General features: G+C 39.5%; 12 protein-coding genes. 1 reads left to right on the top strand and 11 read right to left on the bottom strand.

Features of this window, described 5'->3' with window-relative positions; translation table 11 throughout:
* Positions 1-60: 60 nt before the first annotated feature.
* From QNI22_RS29745 to QNI22_RS29730, 4 genes are all read right to left on the bottom strand, one after another.
* Positions 61-3,273: an ATP-binding protein gene (locus QNI22_RS29745; protein WP_314516606.1), complete on the bottom strand. Its 3,213-nt coding sequence runs from the start codon at positions 3,271-3,273 to the stop codon at positions 61-63.
* A 377-nt stretch (positions 3,274-3,650) separates the two neighbouring features.
* A complete protein-coding gene (locus QNI22_RS29740) occupies positions 3,651-4,244 on the bottom strand; it encodes a hypothetical protein (RefSeq protein ID WP_314516605.1) in 594 nt (197 codons plus the stop codon).
* 889 nt (positions 4,245-5,133) lie between these two features.
* A complete protein-coding gene (gene nfi, locus QNI22_RS29735; protein WP_314516604.1) occupies positions 5,134-5,826 on the bottom strand; it encodes a deoxyribonuclease V in 693 nt (230 codons plus the stop codon).
* A gap of 94 nt (positions 5,827-5,920) precedes the next feature.
* Positions 5,921-8,221 carry a family 20 glycosylhydrolase gene (locus tag QNI22_RS29730; RefSeq protein WP_314516602.1) on the bottom strand — a complete coding sequence of 767 codons (2,301 nt, stop codon included), beginning with the start codon at positions 8,219-8,221 and terminating at the stop codon, positions 5,921-5,923.
* A gap of 354 nt (positions 8,222-8,575) precedes the next feature.
* On the opposite strand from QNI22_RS29730, the gene QNI22_RS29725 reads away from it, so the two are divergent.
* Entirely contained in the window at positions 8,576-9,154 is a 579-nt protein-coding gene (locus QNI22_RS29725; protein WP_314516601.1) for a DUF6515 family protein, read from the top strand.
* Positions 9,155-9,238: 84 nt separating this feature from the next.
* Here the strand turns inward: QNI22_RS29725 and QNI22_RS29720 are convergent, their stop codons facing one another.
* The 7 genes from QNI22_RS29720 to QNI22_RS29690 form a co-directional block, all read right to left on the bottom strand.
* Positions 9,239-9,616, bottom strand: coding sequence for a response regulator (locus QNI22_RS29720; RefSeq protein ID WP_313987410.1), 378 nt, complete (start codon positions 9,614-9,616; stop codon positions 9,239-9,241).
* Positions 9,617-9,629: 13 nt separating this feature from the next.
* Entirely contained in the window at positions 9,630-10,481 is an 852-nt protein-coding gene (locus QNI22_RS29715; RefSeq protein WP_314516600.1) for a hypothetical protein, read from the bottom strand.
* Positions 10,482-10,492: 11 nt separating this feature from the next.
* Positions 10,493-11,062, bottom strand: coding sequence for a carboxymuconolactone decarboxylase family protein (locus tag QNI22_RS29710; RefSeq protein ID WP_314516599.1), 570 nt, complete (start codon positions 11,060-11,062; stop codon positions 10,493-10,495).
* 737 nt (positions 11,063-11,799) lie between these two features.
* Positions 11,800-13,197 carry an efflux transporter outer membrane subunit gene (locus tag QNI22_RS29705; RefSeq protein ID WP_314516598.1) on the bottom strand — a complete coding sequence of 466 codons (1,398 nt, stop codon included), beginning with the start codon at positions 13,195-13,197 and terminating at the stop codon, positions 11,800-11,802.
* A 28-nt stretch (positions 13,198-13,225) separates the two neighbouring features.
* A complete protein-coding gene (locus tag QNI22_RS29700; protein ID WP_314516597.1) occupies positions 13,226-14,326 on the bottom strand; it encodes an efflux RND transporter periplasmic adaptor subunit in 1,101 nt (366 codons plus the stop codon).
* A gap of 52 nt (positions 14,327-14,378) precedes the next feature.
* Positions 14,379-17,549 carry an efflux RND transporter permease subunit gene (locus QNI22_RS29695; protein ID WP_314516595.1) on the bottom strand — a complete coding sequence of 1,057 codons (3,171 nt, stop codon included), beginning with the start codon at positions 17,547-17,549 and terminating at the stop codon, positions 14,379-14,381.
* Between the two features lie 172 nt (positions 17,550-17,721).
* Complete coding sequence (locus tag QNI22_RS29690) at positions 17,722-18,600, bottom strand: oxidoreductase (protein WP_314516594.1); 879 nt, start codon at positions 18,598-18,600, stop codon at positions 17,722-17,724.
* Between the last annotated feature and the right edge of the window lie 274 nt (positions 18,601-18,874).

The following is an 18,874-nucleotide window of genomic DNA, read 5'->3' as shown; positions in this document are numbered from 1 at the left end:
CAGAAAAATAACTGTACTTGCTATAAAATAGATTGGCTTGTATTAACAAATAAAGGTAATTTAGATACCAGATTCTTTGCCTGGGGTAAGATAAATGCGGAAGGTAGTACCTTTGTTTACTTCACTTTCAAGTTCAATACGACCTCCCAGAGCGTCTACCTGTGTTTTGACAAGATATAGTCCCAAGCCTTTGCCTTCCACATGAAAGTGAAAACGTTTATAAAGCTGATATACATTTTTGCCATACGCCATCAGATCTATGCCGAGACCATTATCACTTACTTCCATGCCAATGGTTTGCTCCTGTTGCCAGGTTCGGATACGTATAATGGGTGTACGATCCGGATGTCGGTATTTGATCGCATTACTAATTAAATTATGAAGAATACTATCTATATAAGCTGGAATGGATAAAAACAGAAATACCTCCGAAAAGTCTACTTGTAGTTCGGTTTCTGTATCCTGTATTTCTTTAGACAGATTAGCTTTTACCTTCTCAAGTTCATGATAAAGATTAACCTCTGATAAAATTTTAGTGCTGTTCTTTTTTACTTCCAGAATCGCATTCAGGTCTTTAATGACCTGATCCAGGTCATAGGCTGTTTTTATTAGTTTTTTTGTAACATCCTTAGGGTCAATATCTGTTTGCGTTTCTGCCAGTTCAAGTAGTGTACCTAGTCCCTGAATACGGGCAACGGGCGATCGGAGGTTGTGGGCAGTAATAAAAGCGAACTGTTCCAACTGTTGATTGTAATCTACCAGTTCCTGCGTACGTATGTCTACTTCTTTCTTCAGCGACTTATTTCGTTGTCGTATGGTCTTATTCTGTTCTTCTATGATCTGCTGGGCTTTCATAAGCTCTTCAAACTGAGCGCTTAGTTTATCCCGTTGCATCGCAATTTCTTCCTGTTGGGAATGCAATTCTTCATTCTGAGCCAGTATCTCCTGGTGTTTATTCCAGATGTCCTGTGTTTTGCTATCAATAATTTTGTTAAGCCGTAGTCTTTCGCGTTCATGTCGCCATGTATTTACCTGTATAAGAATCCAGATCAACGCAATCAGAATGGTAAAATAAATACCATACGCCCAGGTTTGTTTGTACCATACCTCTTCTATATGAAATGAGAATGATAAAGGAGGACTCCAGTCATAACCACCTTTTCGGGCACGTACCTCTAGGGTATAATCTCCTGCTGGCAGCATCTGATATGAAATGGTATGTTGTGTACTGGGAGTAGACCATTTTTTTTCCAGATTACGTAGTCGAAACCTGTATTCTATTGAGCCTGTAGGGTAAGACATGCTGATAAAAGCAGCTTTGAAATTTGTATGATAAGGAAATACAGACTCAAACGGAATAGTTTTGAATACTCTGTTATTAAAGTGTAGTTCCAGAAATAAAGGTTTGGGAGTAATAAGTGGTTTAGGCGCAGGCAAGAACGATGCTGTATAACTTGTATTGCTTCCCACCCAAAGTCGTTTTTGATTATCAATAAAGAGCCTGCGATACCAAAGCACGTTACTGGGAGGAGGTATTCCATTGTTAAGGGTATATCGTACAAATGTTCCATTCCTAAAGCACAATAGTCCATAGGCATCCGTTGAAATCCAGATTTGTTTCTGATCATCCTGCACAATAGCCCGCATTTCTGCTGTCGTAATGTATGGACCCAGTTCTATACGGGTAACATGCTTTTTTATAGGATCGTATTTTAGCAGACCATGTGTACTGGCCATCCATACATTCTCCTTTTCATCAATAATCAGGTCATGAACTTCAAAGTGGTTGATATCAAATGGAAGACGTTTGCTTAGATTTTCAAAATAATCTTTATCAGGATTGTATTTATACAGATAAGAGTTTTCTCCAATCCCTCCTACATAAATGTTTTTGGAAGAACTTTCTTTTACAGAGATGATACGGCTTATCAGACCTTTTTCTTTACCATAATAATGTATGGAAAGAGTAGAATCTGTATAGGTAATTCCAGGTAATGGACTATGAGTATACACCTGACAGAACCAGGTTCTATGGCGGGAATCTGTATAAATATTGAAAATAGGTCCACCCCGATTACTCAGATTTAAGCCAGGATACCAATAATCATTTTCAAGATAGGATAGTTGGCCCAGACTGCTACCAATCCAGATCCTGTTTCTGTCAGAAGCTGTTGTTGAGATTGAACCTCTGGGAAGCCGCATAACAGATATCGGGTTTTGAAAATGAGCAGATATCGGAAGACGTAATAGCTCATTAATGGAGCTAACATAGTAATTGCCGTTTTGTATCTGACTGATTGAGCCTAGTTCATAGGGTAAAATTGCTGGATATGGGTGATAGAAAAATTTAGGAAAAAGCAGGGTTACTCCTTCTTTAGATACAATCCAGATGGATGATGCTTTGCCTTGGTAAAATCGTTTGACAGATTGGAAAGGGAGCGTATCAAATAAGGTAATCTGATTGGAAAATAATGTTTCTTCAAAGTGATAAGATGTTTCAGATAAATTTGTCCGTAGTAGACCCCGATTGTTAGTCCCTACATACAAATGATTATAATGATCCTGAAACAAACTGGTAATCTCACTTGTTGGTAGATCCATTTTAGTGAGTTTAACTTTTTGCTTTCCGGAGGTTAGCAGTTGCATTTCATATAGATCATGATTGGTTGCTGCCCAGAATGAATAGTCAGATCTTTGGATAAGAGATACAAGACCTTTTAACTGAGGTAATTCATCTATCTGTTGGAAGGTGGGTTGATCAGATTGGATCTCGAATAGTTTTCCATCCTGTGACAATGCAGATATACCTTTTTGGGAGTTATTCCATAAAAACAAGGGTTGGGTATGTGATGGCACTGAAAACAGAACGGAACGTCCAGAAGTATAATGGAGAATGTCACCAGATATCAACTGAATCCACCAGCCTGCCTTTGAATCCTCAAAAAAGCCTATAGGTTGCTGGCTGGATAATCGATTATGGAATTTTATAGTATCCGGTAAACTAAGGACTTCATAAACTCCATGTAAGCCAAGTCCCAGCAGCTTGCCTGTATGTGTCTGAACGAGTTGAGTAAAGGAGGGGGCATGTCTTACTGGTGAAAATTCTAGTCCGTTAAAACGGAACAACCCTTTGTCTGTAAGAATCAGAATAAAGCCCAGCGAATCCTGTACAATCGACTTAGGTGTAGAGCCTGAGGCAATCTGGCTACTTGTATAGATTTTAAATTGTAGCTCCTGTGCTTGAGCAACAGAGGTAAAAAGAACAGTTAACAAAAAAAATACCAGAGCTTTGGAACAGAAATAACTAACTCTGTCCTTGATAAAGGACAAAACCAGAACATTTTTGAAACATTTACTAAATGGAAAAAGCTGCTGTAACAGTTTCCTCATTCTGGTAGTAATTAAAAGAATATACAAGCCAACATATGGTTCATATTCTGCCAGGATTTTGTCAGATACCCTAGGCTATGGATGCTAACAAATGTACCGGAATGTACAAAATATAAATTACAAATATGATTTTTGTAATAAAAAATATTGTTTTGCAAATTGCGTTTCGTAATGGCTATCTATTTGACGAAAAAACAAAACCCCAAACTAAGAAAGCTTGGGGTTTTGCACAAACGCCTAGTCTATAAAGTGCACTACTCTTATAACTCAATTTGGTTGATTATTTTACCGTTAGCTTTTACCTCGAACCGATTTTTAGCTGATTTCATTTTACTTAAATCATAGGTTCTGATAAAGCTTCCTTTTTGTGTTAATGTTTCTGTGTAAACAGGCAGATCAAACTGGTTGTAGATTGTAACCTCGATAGATTCTGCTGTACTACCAATCAAACGTAACTGATATTTGTTGCTTTCCAGTGATTTGATCTCAGCCTTACGTACTGGGCTAAGTACTGTGTGAGCATAAGTCAATGATAGTTCAGATTTACCAGCTGCATCTTTCACTATTAGTGTGTAGCTTCCTGCAGGCATTGCAGTAAAGTTATATGGACGGATAAATCCTTTTTTATCTGATTCAATTTCTTCCTGCATTACAACAAGACCATCCTGATTTTTGATAGATACTGTTACCAGACCTGCTTTGGCAGAAGTATATACCAGATTGTAAACCGCTGCGCGATTAGTTGTTGTAATTGTTGCTGAAGAAGTTTTTTTAGTGTCATCGATATTGTCCATAGCAAAAGTTGCAACTGAAAAAACAAGGGCAAGAGCGAATGACATTAGAGAGGTTTTCATAGTAATAATTGCTGATTGTTATTTTAGGTAATTTTTAAGATGGGTGATTTAAAGGTTATACTTTTATTAATTTGGTTTTGTATGGTTGATTGTGTAAATCAACGATACAAAGGTACGGCAGTTCTGTATTGAAAAAAGTACAATCACGATGTAATAATAGATTCGTAATAAAAGAAGAAAAAGCAAAAAGTGGTCATTGGAAAAGTACTATTGGTATGTTTGAAAAGTACTATTAGCCAGAAAAAGTACAAATGGATAGGTAAAGTTATTTACGAGTAGTTGAAATAGGTACCCCTGTGTTTGTATAGGAAAAGTACAATGATTTTCGTGGTTATATCAAATAGATGCAACTTGCAATTGTATTATTCTGTGGCGATATAGATAATTAGTTAAGAAAAAAGCTCTTATCGCTGTATTCAAAATATAAAAGAAAAATGAGTAATTAAACTTATGAATTTAGTAGGTATTTAGTAAGTTAGGTGAGGAATTGGACTTATAGGAGTATGTAAGAAATTTGTGAGAAATTGCAGTTTCGACTTAAAAAAGAAAAAATATTTTTTTATTGAATAGAATAGATAAAAATTTTATTAATTATAATATGTTGATTTGCAGATTATTATATAAGGTTTAGACTTAATAAAAGCATTCTTGTATGCAATTTATGGATGTAAGAACTCTTTTTAGGTATGTTGTTTAGTAATAGGTTGTTTGTTAGGTGTTTACGCTTTATATGCAATAACGAATTTAAAGTAGCAGAGTGAAAGATTATTTTTTACAAATAAAAACTGGTTTTGAAAGTATAAGGCCTTATTAAATGTAAATAGGATTTATTTGATAGGAAAATAGGATATTAGAGTTAATGGCTAAAAAGTATATGAAATTATCTTTATCAGGAAGGAGATGCTGGATCTTTATGAGCAATACGTAGGGCATTTACGGCATCATGTACTTTTCGGGTAGTTTCCGGAAGCCGATATTTGGTAATACACTTCTGTACTATCGTAACACTTTCTGCAAAAGTGATTTTATGACCAGGAGATATAAAAAGAGGTAGTGTGTTTCGCTTACTACGTAACACTATACCAATTTGATCCTGACGATCCCATAGTGGAGAGGTAGAACCTGGTTCATTATCTGGTAGGGTATAGGTACCTGTCAGCCGGCTTTTACCACAACCAATGGTGGGCATATCCAACGCCAGACCCAGATGGGTAGCAATACCTAGTCGCCTTGGATGAGCAATGCCATGACCATCTACAATTAAAAGGTCTGGTTTAAAGGTTAGCTGTTCCCAAGCTTGCAGCAAAGCAGGAATCTCGCGAAATGACAACAAACCAGGTACATAGGGAAAATGTGTTTCTGTTACAACCATAGAACGAGCTACTTCCTGCAAGGTTGTCAGGTCTAACACAACAATGCCTGCATATACAGTATCTGAGAATTTATTAAAGGAAATATCCGTACCCGCTACATATCGTATCTCTTTATCAAGAGGCGTAAGTTGTATTTGAGTACGTAGTTCTTTTTGTAACGCTATTGCTTCTGGTATACTCAGATCCCAGCTATGGTTTGCAATTGACATAATGGTATAAACAGAAATAAAGATAAAATAAAAAGTACATTACTGGCAGGTATAAACCTGTAGTAATGTACTATATAAATATAATGCCTGACTATTATTTGTTTTGAGGTTGAACAAGCCAGCTTGCAGGAATGTCTTTAGGTGCTTCATTACCCAAACTGTACTGTAGTTTAAGCGCATAACCACCACCACCTTCAATAAAATCAATCTCGATAGGCTGCAAGCCCTTTTTAAGCGCTACCTGTCCGCTTTTTTCAATAGCCGAATGCTGACCATCGTTATTGACTACTTCTCTACCTGCTATACGCAATATGCCACCATCATCACATGTCAGATAGAAGCTATACACACCTGTTTCTGGTATGTTCAGATATCCTCTATAGGTTAGTCCAAAGCTACCTGCTGTAGCCTCCTGAGGTACAACTACTGTTTTAACTACAGAAGTACCAGCGGCATTCTTGGTTTTGATTTGAATAGTATTCAGGAAATACTCAGGGTAGTAGGTACATTGTAGCCCCTGCACCGGATTGGCAACAGAAGCCGGTTCGGCGTACGTTTCCTGTTTGTAGGAAAGCGTGTAAATATCGCCACGGGATCCTGACTGAGTAAAGGCTGCTACTTTGATAGTAGAAGGTGTTTTAATGGTCAGAGAAGAGGGTAGTACAGGAGATGTCACCTGAGGTAAGGTTCCATCTGTTGTATAGCGGATGCTTAATTCCTGAAGCGGTTTTTGAACGGTTAGTACTGCCTGATCCGTAAATACATTTTCTCCTGTAAAACCTGTCAAGTCCGGAATACGGTAGTGTACACCCATTGTTTCCAGTCGATCATAATGTTGAATCAATCGGCTTTGATAAGACTCGTAAAGATCCTTATGTGTCCACAGTACTTCTGATAAGGCAGTCATACGAGGCATGAACATATAGTCCGCACGTTTTTCAGAAGGAATATACTCTGTCCATATATTAGCTTGTGCACCTATAATTGCTTTCCCTTCTATGTCAGTTAAGCCTTTGGGAACTACTTGAAAATGATACACATTGTATATAGAATTTTTATCAGGAGGAGAGTCGAAATACAAAGGGGTGCCAGGTGTCATGATTACCTGATTTCCATTTTTAGCCGCTTTGATAGGTGCCTGAGGTACCCAACTGCGCCAGTACATCACAATAGCTGATGGATTGATTCCTCCTTCCAGAATTTCATCCCAGCCAATTAGTTTTTTACCTTTTGAGTGGAAGAATTTCTCCATGCGGTGTACAAAGTAGCTTTGCAATTCATTGACATTCTTGATTCCTTCTTTTTGCATAAGTTCCTTGCACACATCTGCCTGTGCCCAACTGGTCTTTTCAACTTCGTCAGCTCCAAGATGAATGTATTCGCTTGGGAACAGATCTATGATCTCAGTGTATACATCCTGAGCAAACTGGTACGTAGCTTCATTACAAGGGCAAATAGGGGTGGAGAAATCTTTACCCCAGCCGGTATTTCCACTGCAACTCAGATAAGGATATGCTTTGATAGCTGCCATCATATGGCCTGGCATGTCTATTTCAGGAATAATTTCAATGTGTCGGGCTGCAGCAAAAGCAATGATATCTTTCATTTGTTGCTGGGTATAAAATCCTCCGTACATTGTTTTTCCATCTTTTTGTACAATATGTTTCGTATCAATCTCAAAGTCAGGATTATCCTTGGCTCTTTTCATACAGGTCGAATCCTGGTTGTTGAATGTTCTCCAGGCTCCTTGTTCTGTTAGTTTAGGATATTTCTTGATTTCAATTCGCCAACCCTGATCATCTGTGAGATGCAGGTGCAGTTTATTCATTTTATAAAGGGCCAGCAGATCAATATATTTTTTGAGATACTCTACTGAGAAGAAATGACGTGAAACATCCAGATGCATTCCGCGCCATGTATACATGGGTTCATCTTTAATTTCTACAGCTGGTATGGTAACAGATTGTGAAGATATTGCTTTAACAGGTAATAGCTGACGCAGCGTTTGGGTTGCCCGAAACATACCCGTAGGCGTTTTTGCTGTGATAGTTACTAGCTCTGGAGTAATTGCGAGACGATACCCCTCCGGATTGTTAATGCCTGGGTCCTGCTGAAACAGGATACCTGAGCCTCCTTTTGATTTTTGGGAAGACAAGGTAATACCTGTGGCATTTTTGATAATGGCTTTCAACTGGTTTGCTTCGTTGACAAATGAAGCTGCATTTTTAGCCAGTGAAAGATTGGTTTTGACAGTAATTGTAAATTGCCCTTCCTTCTCGACCAACGTTGTGGGGTAGGGGATAATGGGGTATTTCGTGGCTTGCGCCCAGCTAGCATGGCAGATGAGACCTGCTGTCAGCATGAGAAATACACGTTTTACTAAACAGAAACTCATTGAAATAAAGATAAATTAAATAAAACAAAACCGGATGATTCCGACAATCAAATGTAAGGCTAATATCGTTTTGATACATCCTGATTTATGCAGTTATTCTTATGCTAGCCAAAATGGGTTTGGATGTCAGGTAATTACTGTGTCTCAGATAAAAAAACAACTGGTTTTTCAGATAAACTATAGTTGTCTCTCTTCTACCAGTACTTTATTCTTCTGTCGTTTGTGTAATTAATCCTGTCATTATGAGTTGTTTGATCTTTACTATAGACGCTATATTGGACTAAGTAAATTGGAGGATTAAACCTTCTGCAGATTTTCTGGTCTGATTGAATACAACTTTTAAACAAACGAACAATGAAAATAATAGTTTTTGCAACTTTACTGATAAGTCTGTTGACTTCAGTAGAGAGTGACTTGCTTGCTCAACGACATGCACACAGAAGGGTAGAACGAGTACGGGTTGTCAGAGCCAGACCTGTCCGTCGTTATCCACGCGCTAAAGTAGTGGTGGTGAGACCGAGACGTGTTCGAACTGTGACTGTCTTACCTGCAGGCCATGTAACTGTAGTATCCCGTGGACGAAACTACTATTATTACAATGGATTTTATCATACACAAGTCAACAATGTATATACCGTAATTGCTCCTCCCAGAGGTGTGCGGATTAGAGTTTTACCTGTTGGATATACAAATATTGTTATTGGTGGTACACCTCACTATTATTATCAAGGCGCTTACTATAAGCAGGTTGGCAATGAGTATGAAACTGTTGAACCTGTAGTAGGTACAGTAGTACCCAATTTACCAGAAGAGAATGTGGATGAAGTGACAATTGATGGAGAGAATTACTATGAGTTTGACGACCTTTTGTATAAACCTGTAGTGACAGCTTCTGGGACACAATATGAAGTGGTTGGCAATCTGGATGATTAGGCAATAGCTTACAAAACAGAAAATGGTCAAACCCACACAATTGAAATTGCTGGTTTGACCATTTTCTGTTTTGTAATACTTTTATCAGGCAGACAGCTTTTCTGTCAGAAAGAAGCTTACAAGAAGTTCTTTGTTAAGTGGTTTGGAGCAAAAATTAAGTACATTAGAAAACTGCATACCTTTTTCTTTGTCAACTTCACTGGTAGAAGAAGTTAGGATCAAGACTTTATAATCCTGTTTGTTTTCTGCCTGCATCCGTTCCAGAAATGCCCATCCATCCATAACAGGCATGTTCAGATCCAATAAAATAATATCAGGGTGGATCTCTTCAATTTGTTCATACGCCAATTTCGGACTTGTAAAATCATATACTTCTACATCACCCAAGGTATTCTGAATGATTTTTTTGGAGATAAAGTTTGCAATCTCCATGTCGTCTACTAACATTACTTTCTTCGGCATACCTCTACTAAGTTTATTTTAAGATCTCCCGATCTGTGAGCTGTATAACATTTTGTAAGGCAGAGTCCAGATCTTGTGAGGATACCTGTAACATTGCCAGCCATTCTGGTTGAATTTCGTTACTATATATAAGTTCTGCTACCTGTATCAGCCCTAGTATTCTTGATAAGGGTTCCCGGACTGAATGGGCATTGAGTTTGGATAGTTCAAATAGTTTTTCGTTTTTTATTTGTAATTCACGAGTTCGCTGCTGAATAATTTCCTCTTGTTTATGTACGAGATCTGAAACAATTCGGTTTTTTTCCTGTACATCTTCCAGTGCGATCAGTAAATCCTGCTTTCGTTGATCCAGTTCCTGAATCAGACAAATGGTAAAGATTCGGGAATATAAACTTTCAGATACAATCTTTAGTACAGGAATATCTGTTTGAGAAAATAGTTTGTTTTCTCCGGAAAATACAGATACTACCATTCCGCTAGCAGTTCCAAAAGGAAAATGCCAGCCCCATATTTTATCACATACCTCTTTCAGTGGAATCGGATACGTTTCTGCTCTGACATCAAGATTGGAAAGGTTATCCAGTACAACCGGGATTTCCTGCTTTTGTAATATACGTTCATGTTCCCAGAATATTTTTGTACTGCCTGTTTCCAATCGGCTTTCAGCCTTAAAGACTGAGTAGATAGTATACTGTCCGTCCTGATAGTAGCCAAATCTGACCAATTGATAGTCAAAGAGATATTTCAGGTGCCTTTGCAAACAATGCTGTACCTCGTCGAGCGTCTCTGAATGATTCAGATGAGTAGTCAGTTTGGCCAGCGACTCATACACAAGACGGTATCTGAATTCTAATGGGTTACTCAATGATCAGGAAATTAAACTTCGATTTCGAGTAATTCATTATCAACTTTAATTCCTGAGATGTCAGCAATGGTATTAAGCATATTGACTAAATCAGCTTGCGCCATTAGTTCCTGAATTTCACCTGAATCAAAACCAGCTTCGTATAGTTCATCAAAGTCCTCTTGTCCGATTGTTTCCGGATGCAAAGCTCCTTTGGTCACAACCCGTAAAGCAGTTTTGTAACTAACAGGAATTATGTCGCTATCCAGGTTCTCTGTAATAATAAAGTCATTACCACCTATTGCTTTGCCCATCATATTGGCAAATATGGCATGTGCAGTAGCGCAGTATTCACATTTGCGTTTGCTGGATACATTATAAATAATCAACTGTTTTACAAGGTTGGGAACATTGCCCATGATCAATGTAGATCTAAGCTTTTCCCAGTTTCCTCTCAATAAGATGGCATTATTCCCCTGGCATTTAAACCAGTTAAGTACAAACGGAATCCCTAGCTCCTTTTTAGTTTCATCATAAATTTTTTGTACTTCAGGACTTGCTTCATTATAAGAAACAATAGTGAATAACGACTTGCCTGCCATCTGTTTACTAATTTTTGTTTTTTTAAGATACGGCAAGATAGCATAGATATAATGAAGTATTCCGTAAATGTGTATACCATTAATGTAATGTTTACGAAGCTTTGACACTGCCTGTATCGGAAAACTGTAGGATTAATGTGATAAGTTTTAAGCTGGATACGTATGCCTGTAACCTTCTTATAGGGGTAGATTTATACAAGTATTTTTGTGGTAATTTGCTTTTATAGAGTGATTTGAGTTCTATGAAAGTAAATTGAAAGGTACTGGTCGATGTGTTGCTCTCTGCTAATAAGATCAAATTCATGTGAATACCTTACATGGTCTATTAATGTATAAAAAATAGAAAGGAAGCAGGTGCAGAAGCTTTTGTTAGTTTATCTTCTATATAGCTTATTATTACAGACTTAGTAAATAAGATATTTAATTGAAACCTATTATTGAAGTTTTGGCTGTTAATATGGATTTTTCCGAGGTGAAAAGTATTTAAGGTTATAAAAAATATTTTATTCTGTATTTTATTTGTTGTTTCGCTAAATAGTGAAAATATGAAAAGCAGATTAAGCGGGAGTTGATGCATGCCCGAAGAATTTTTTTATGGAAAGTGGTTCAAAATAGATGTAACCTCTGATCTATAACGACAAAAAATAACCTGTTAGCTTACTGCATTCAATAGAGAAATAAAAAAGTCCCTCTGAATAGTCAGTAGGGACTGTGTAATTAAAAAATATAAGGTATACTTACCAGCTTCCTCCCAGTGCTTTGATAAGAGCAACTGTATAAAGTGCTTGCTGTCCGTGAAGGTTAACTGCCTGACGTTGCAGATCCAATGCAGTGCGTTCGGAGTCTACAACATCCAGAAAAGTAGTAAGTCCTTTTACGTACAATTCACGTGAGTAACTCCGTGTTTTTAAAGCAGATTCAAGAGCCTGTTGCTGACTTACATTTTGTTGAGTAAGTATTTGGAGATTAACCAGGGCTGTTTCTACTTCTTTTTTTGCTGTCAATACACGTTGCTGATACGTTGATGTAGCTGTTTGTACCTGCTGTTGAGCCAGAACTACATTGTTTCGGTTACGGTTACCTTCATAAATAGGAATTACAATGCTTCCGCCTACCATATAGGTAGCACTATTGGAACTGAGCAGCATATCGACTTTTCGTGAGGTTAATCCTGCTGATCCTATCAGATTTAATCTTGGACGTAGAGCTGCTTTGTTGATACGAACCTGTTCTTCCGCAATAGTTGTCATATAGGCAGACTGGATCAAGTCTGGGCGATGTAATGGTAATTCACTAGCTGATGCTGCTGGAACAACTGGTAATGTTTCTGCCAGCGTTTTTTCCGGAACGTTTAACTGAGTCGGTTCTGCTCCGGTTAAGACTGCCAGCGAAAGTTCAAGTTCAGAACGAGTGCGCTGAATGCTTTGTAACTGTATTTGTATGGTAGCTACTTCTGTTTGTGCACGTTGTACATCCATTTCTGTGGTAAGTCCTGCTTTATAGCGAGCTTTGACTACCTGTAGTGTTGAATCCCGTAAACGCAATCCCTGTTCCAATACCCGTTTTTCCGTATCTGTAGTTTGCAAAAGCAGATAACTGCGAGCAATTTCTGTAGTAACCGTAAGCTGTACAGCCTGACGTTCTGCTTCTGTTGCCTGGCTTAATATCTGGTTTACCTGTATCTGTTTTCTGTAACGTTGCCAGATATCTACTTCATAGCTTACATCTATTGGAAGCTGAAATGTATTCATAATGAAGCGTTTGACCTGTTGATCCTGTACCTGTAAGGCCAATGGACGATTTGGTGCAAGGTTTTGAGTAGACGCGTAGGGATCAAATCGTACAGAGGGAACCCGATAGGATTCTGCCAGTTTGATACGGGTACGTGATTCCTCCAGACGATTCATTACAGACTTAATCTCTAAGTTGTTGGCAATACCAACCTGAATCAGTGAGTCCAGCAAAGGGTCCTGAAAAAGCTGCCACCACTGATTGGTAGCAGGCACAGGATCTTTTTGCTGTGTAGACGGCTGTATTTTATCAGACTCAGTAACCGCTGTTGTTGACTGAGCCATACCTGACAGGCTTATGATTAAGGCAACAAGCCCTGTCAGGTAGTTGGTGAATACTTTCATATAAAGCAAATTCCTTGTTTTCAAATGGTTATTTGGTCGAATTAGCAGGAGCAGATGCGGTTTTAGATACTACACGCTGTCCTTCACGCAGGTTGTCAGATGGATTGATTACCAGATGTTCACCACCTTGAAGGCCCGTTCCTATCTCAACAGTAGAACCAAAATCACGGGCAATTTCAACAGGTTGAACATGTAGTGTGTTGTCAGCTTTTACAACCATTACCTGTGGACCTGTAGATGTCATCCAGAGAGCATTGGCAGGGACTATAACCGGAGGCAGAGATTGCTTTAACTGGAAGTTTACTTGTCCGTACAAACCCGATACCAGTTCACGACCCGGATTAGGAATAAGTACTTCTGTTAACAGAGTACGAGATTGAGAACGCAGTGCTTCAGAAGTTCTTACTACTTTTCCTTTGAATGTTTTACCTGACAGTTCCGGTACACGAACTTCTACAGCTTGTCCTAACTGAATATATTTATAATAGGACTGTGGTACATCCGTATATACACGTAAGGTATCTAACTGAGAAACTGTAAATAAAGGAGTGCTATTTCCTGCTGTAATTAGTGCACCTTGTTCTGTAGTACGTGCAGTTACAATGCCATTAAAAGGTGCACGTATTTCCTGAAGACTTTTTAATACTTCAATGCGGCGCAGATTTGCCTGGTTCATATCATACAGTGCCTGACGATTGTCTATGTCCTGTTTGGATACAGCTCCAGGTAATGTAACGCTTTCTACACGTTCCAGATTGGTTTTTGCCAGCCGCAGATCTGTTTGTGCACGGATAATGTCCTGGTCCAGTTCTGGTGCATCCAGACTTGCCAGCAATTGGCCTCTCTTTACCGGACTTCCAATATCTACCAGACGTTTTTTCAGATAGCCCTGAGTACGTGCATACAATTGGGTTTCCCGAAGCGGTTGAATCTGTCCAGGTAAAGTAAGACTGGAGATAGAATCAGAACGGGTTGCGGTAGTTGTATTTACCTGGACAACCAGGTTTTGTTCTTTTTGTACAGAAGCATCTAATTCCTGGCGGTTGCGAACGCGGGGAAGAACGCCAACAAAGAGAAAAAGAAGGATTAAGGCAACTGGAACTAGCCAGATTAAGATTTTTGATTTCATCTTTACTATAGTTTTTATGGTATAATGGTCGTGTGTATTGACAGGCAGTGGATTAAGCCACTGCCTCTTTTACTTTTTTAGGTGCCAGATAGCTAAATACGACAGGTACAAACAACAGCGTTGTAAATGTGGCAAGGATCAAACCTCCAATTACGGCGCGTCCCAGTGGCGCATTTTGTTCGCCACCTTCACCCAATCCAAGCGACATAGGTAACATACCAATAATCATAGCCAGAGCTGTCATTAGAATAGGACGCAGACGGGCTTTACCTGCTTCATAAGAAGCCTGCCATGGAGAAAGGTCGCTTTCCAGTAAAGTATCTGAGGCAAAATTTACCATCAGGATACTGTTAGCTGTGGCTACCCCCACACTCATGATAGCCCCCATAAGAGATGGGATACTGAAAGGTGTCTGTGTTAAGAACAGCATCCATACCATACCACACATAGCTCCAGGCAGGGCTGTGATAATGATAAATGGGATACGGAACGACTGGAAGTTAACTACCATAAGCAGGTATACCAGTACTGCTGCAAATACCAACCCAATACCCAAGCGGGAGAATGCACTGTTCATACTCTCTACCTGTCCACGTAAAATGATCTTGTTACCGGGCTTCAGTTGAGATTGATATTCTCCTACAATTTTTTCCAGTTGACTGGAAACAGACCCTAAATCTGTCTTCTCCACAGAGGCATACACATCATATACAGGCTGTGTGTTGACACGATTGATGATCATTGGAGCCATTTTGCGTTCAATACTCATCACGTTGCTCAACAGCTGTGGGGTTGAGGCATCCTGGGTCAGTACCATAGGGGTTTGCAACAATTTATCCATTGTATTTAACCGGAATGGTGGTGTTTGCACTGCAATCAGGTATGGAAAGCCTGTCTGTGGATCTGCCCAGAAGTTTGGTTGCACCTGTGTAGTACCACTCAATGAAATCATCATGTTGGTGGCGATTTTTTGTTCACTAAGACCCAACTGATGTGCCCGTTCACGATCAACATTCACAAACAACTCTGGTGCGTTCAAGACCTGATGTAACCGAACATCTACTGCACCTGGAATACTTGCTACACGTTGTTTGATTTCCTGTGCTACTTTCAGGTTATTGGCTCTGTCAAAACCAGCGATCTGAATATCAATAGGAGCCGTTAAACCAAAGTTCAGAATCTGGCTCACAATATCTGAAGGCTGGAAGAACACAACCAGTTCGGGCATTTGTTCGTGTAATACTTCACGCAGGTGGCGGATGTAATCCCTGGTAGATTTTGTCTTTTCTTCCGACAAGGCCACCAATAATTCCGCATCCGCAGTACCCAGCGAGGAGTTATCTGTAAAGGTCAGGTTATAACCTTCACTAGTCATCCCAATATTGTTAATAATCGTTTCTATTTCTTCAGACGGAATTTCTTTTCGGATAACAGCTTCTACCTGAGAGGCAATCCGTTCGGTTTCTTCCAGACGGGAACCAGATGGAGCCCGTACATGTAGTCGAAACTGACCTGCATCTACACTTGGGAAAAAGTCACGTCCGGCAAAAGGAATCATTACCCCTGTACCAATGACTACGATAAGGAAAATGAAAAGCATCTTTTTCCGGTTATTCAGTGCCCAGCTCAACATAGTCATGTAGCGGGACTGAAAACGTTCAAATGAGTTGTTGAATCCTGCATGCATACGAGCAAAGATATTTTTAGGCTTTGCTTCATGTCCTTCTGTATGATGATGCTCTTCTGCTCCCAGCATTAGATTCGCCAGCATAGGCACTAATGTTCTTGACAACAGATAGGATGCTAGCATAGCAAACACTACAGACATGGCCATTGGAGCGAATAAAAATCGTGCAGGGCCTTCCAGAAACAGTACAGATACAAACACAATACAGATAGTCAGAGTCGCTACCAATGTTGGAGTGGCAATTTGTTGAGCTCCTTGCAGAATGGCCTCTCGCAGAGGAAGGCCTAATTCCTGGTTTCTATGAATATTTTCTATGGTTACGGTCGCATCATCTACCAGAATCCCAATTGCCAGTGCCAAGCCTCCCAAAGTCATGATATTTAATGTCTCACCTAACAGATACAAGACAGTGAGCGAGAAGAGAATAGACAAAGGAATTGAAATAGCAACAATCAGTGTACTTCGCCAGCTTCCTAAGAAGAGCAGAATCATAGCAGCTGTCAGTAATGCTGCAATTACCCCTTCTAATACCACTCCATGAATAGAGGCACGTACGAAAACTGACTGGTCAAATAGTTCGGTGATTTTTAAGTTCTTTGGTGCTGCGGCACGTACCTGTGGCAGGATTTCTTTCCGAATGCGATCTACTACAGCTGTAGTTGAGGCATTTCCAATCTTTACAATACTAAACAATGCTCCCCGCACGCCATCCTGTTTTACTACGTTGGTTTGTATAGCTGCCCCATCGTGTACATTCGCTACATCCCGCATGTGCAGCGTTACACCATTGACCTGTTTTATAGGAATATCGTTGAGTGTTGACAGAACATCAGGTTTTGTATTCAGACGAACATTGTATTCCCGATCTCCGAAACGTGCTTGTCCACTGGGAAGAGTTAAGTTTTGTGCTGATACGGCATTGACAACATCTTCAGGAGTAAGTCCCTGAGCCAATAACTTCTCCGGATCAAGATCTACCATAATCTGACGGGTTTTTCCACCAAAAGGCAATGACATCCGTGAGCCCTGCACGGTTGCAATCTGAGGACGTATCCGTGTTTGGGCATAGTCAGTTACCTGTGATTCTGTAAGGCTATCAGAGGAAAGACCTAGTTGCAATATGGGCACTTCCGTAGCATTGTAACGCACAATCAGCGGAGGCTGAGTTCCTGGGGGCATCCGTACCCGAATAGTCTGGGCAATGGAAGTCACCTGCGCCAATGCTTCTTCAATCCGAACGTCGGGCTGGAAGAAAATTTTGATAACGGCAATACCATTGTGCGTTTGCGATTCCATCTGTCGTATGTTACCTACGTTGTTTGTAGTGGCGGTTTCGCTAAAGTTGGTAATCATTTTTTCCATCTCATCGGTAGATAACCCCCGATACGTCCAGATAACGGTTATCACCGGAATGTTTATTCTGGGGAAGATATCCGTTGGCATCTGAACGATGGAAACGATACCCATGATTAAGATCAGAAGAGCCATTACAGCAATGGTATAGGCTCGGGTCAGGGCTAATCGTACAATCCACATAATTGTAATACATTACAGGAATACATATTACTTCCTGTTTTTTGAGTTTAGTTGGTTTGATTAAGAAAACTGTATATAAACAAGACGATAAAAACAAGTATCTGCTTGGATCTCTTATATCGATTGGGATTATCAAAACACAAGAGCTTGCTTTGTAGATAATCAGTTGTTTCTAAACGTCTGAATTTTCTTCTGAAAGGATAGCATCTGAGATCCATTCCCATGCATGCATTTCCTGTTGAATCAGGTTTATTTTTTGGCGGATCGATTGTATAGCATCATGTCCGATAATAAGATGCAATGGTGCATCTGGTTGATTGGCTACCTGCAGGATTGCTTCTGCAGTAGCTTGCGGATCATTTAATGTGCGGGTATTGGTTAGATCTGATGCTCCGTTGGAAAAATTTCCTGCCTGCGTATATTCATCGATCACATTCTCCGTCCGGATCAGTGTACTTCCCCACCAGTCAGTACGTTGAACCCCCATTTCTACCACAGTTACTTTGATACCAAGAGATTTTACTTCTTGGGCTAGCGACTCCGATAATCCTTCAATCGCAAACTTGGTAGCGTGATAAGCTCCCAGTTTAGGTTGAGCCGTAAGCCCACCTGCCAGTGAATTAATGGTTAGAATATGACCCTGGCGAGCTTCACGCATATAGGGTAATATGGCTTTTGTTACTTCCAGCATCCCAAAAAAGTTGGTATTGAACTGCTGTTTTATTTGATCCATAGTCAGTTCTTCTACGGCTCCTTGTAAGCCATAGCCGGCATTGTTAACCAATACATCTATTTTTCCAAAACGGTCTATCGCTTTGTTTACAGTTTCTGGGATACGGTGAAATTCTGAAACATCCAACTGCATGACTAGTGCATGTTCCGGATATTGTTCCTGTAAAGAGTAGAACTTTGCAGGGTTTTTAGCTGTGATAACAGCTTTATTGCCCTGAGCTAGTACTGCTTCAGCCAGATAGCGTCCAATGCCACCCAGACACCCTGTAATAAACCAGACTCTGGAAGAAACATCAGTATCTATAGTAAGAGAATTCATGATTATATATTGAAGATATTTGTCTTATAAGAGCCCATTTCTGTGCCATTTTGGAGAAATACAGAGATGTTTTGCTTTTACGTAGTTAATATCTTGATTGTCAGGTATTTGTTAGTTTGTATGATTGTTCGGTGATTTGTTGAATGATGATACTATTGGAGAATAACTCCAATAGTATTGGAGTTATTCTCCAATAGTATACATTTGTAGTGTTTTAATGCTCTACTGATTTTGGAGTTTATTTGTACAAGCTTATATATTGATTGAATAATGG

The sequence above is a fragment of the Xanthocytophaga agilis genome (assembly GCF_030068605.1).
GTDB lineage: Bacteria > Bacteroidota > Bacteroidia > Cytophagales > 172606-1 > Xanthocytophaga > Xanthocytophaga agilis.
The sequence above is the reverse complement of the archived record's forward strand: the minus strand, read 5'-3'. Positions and strand labels throughout refer to the sequence as shown.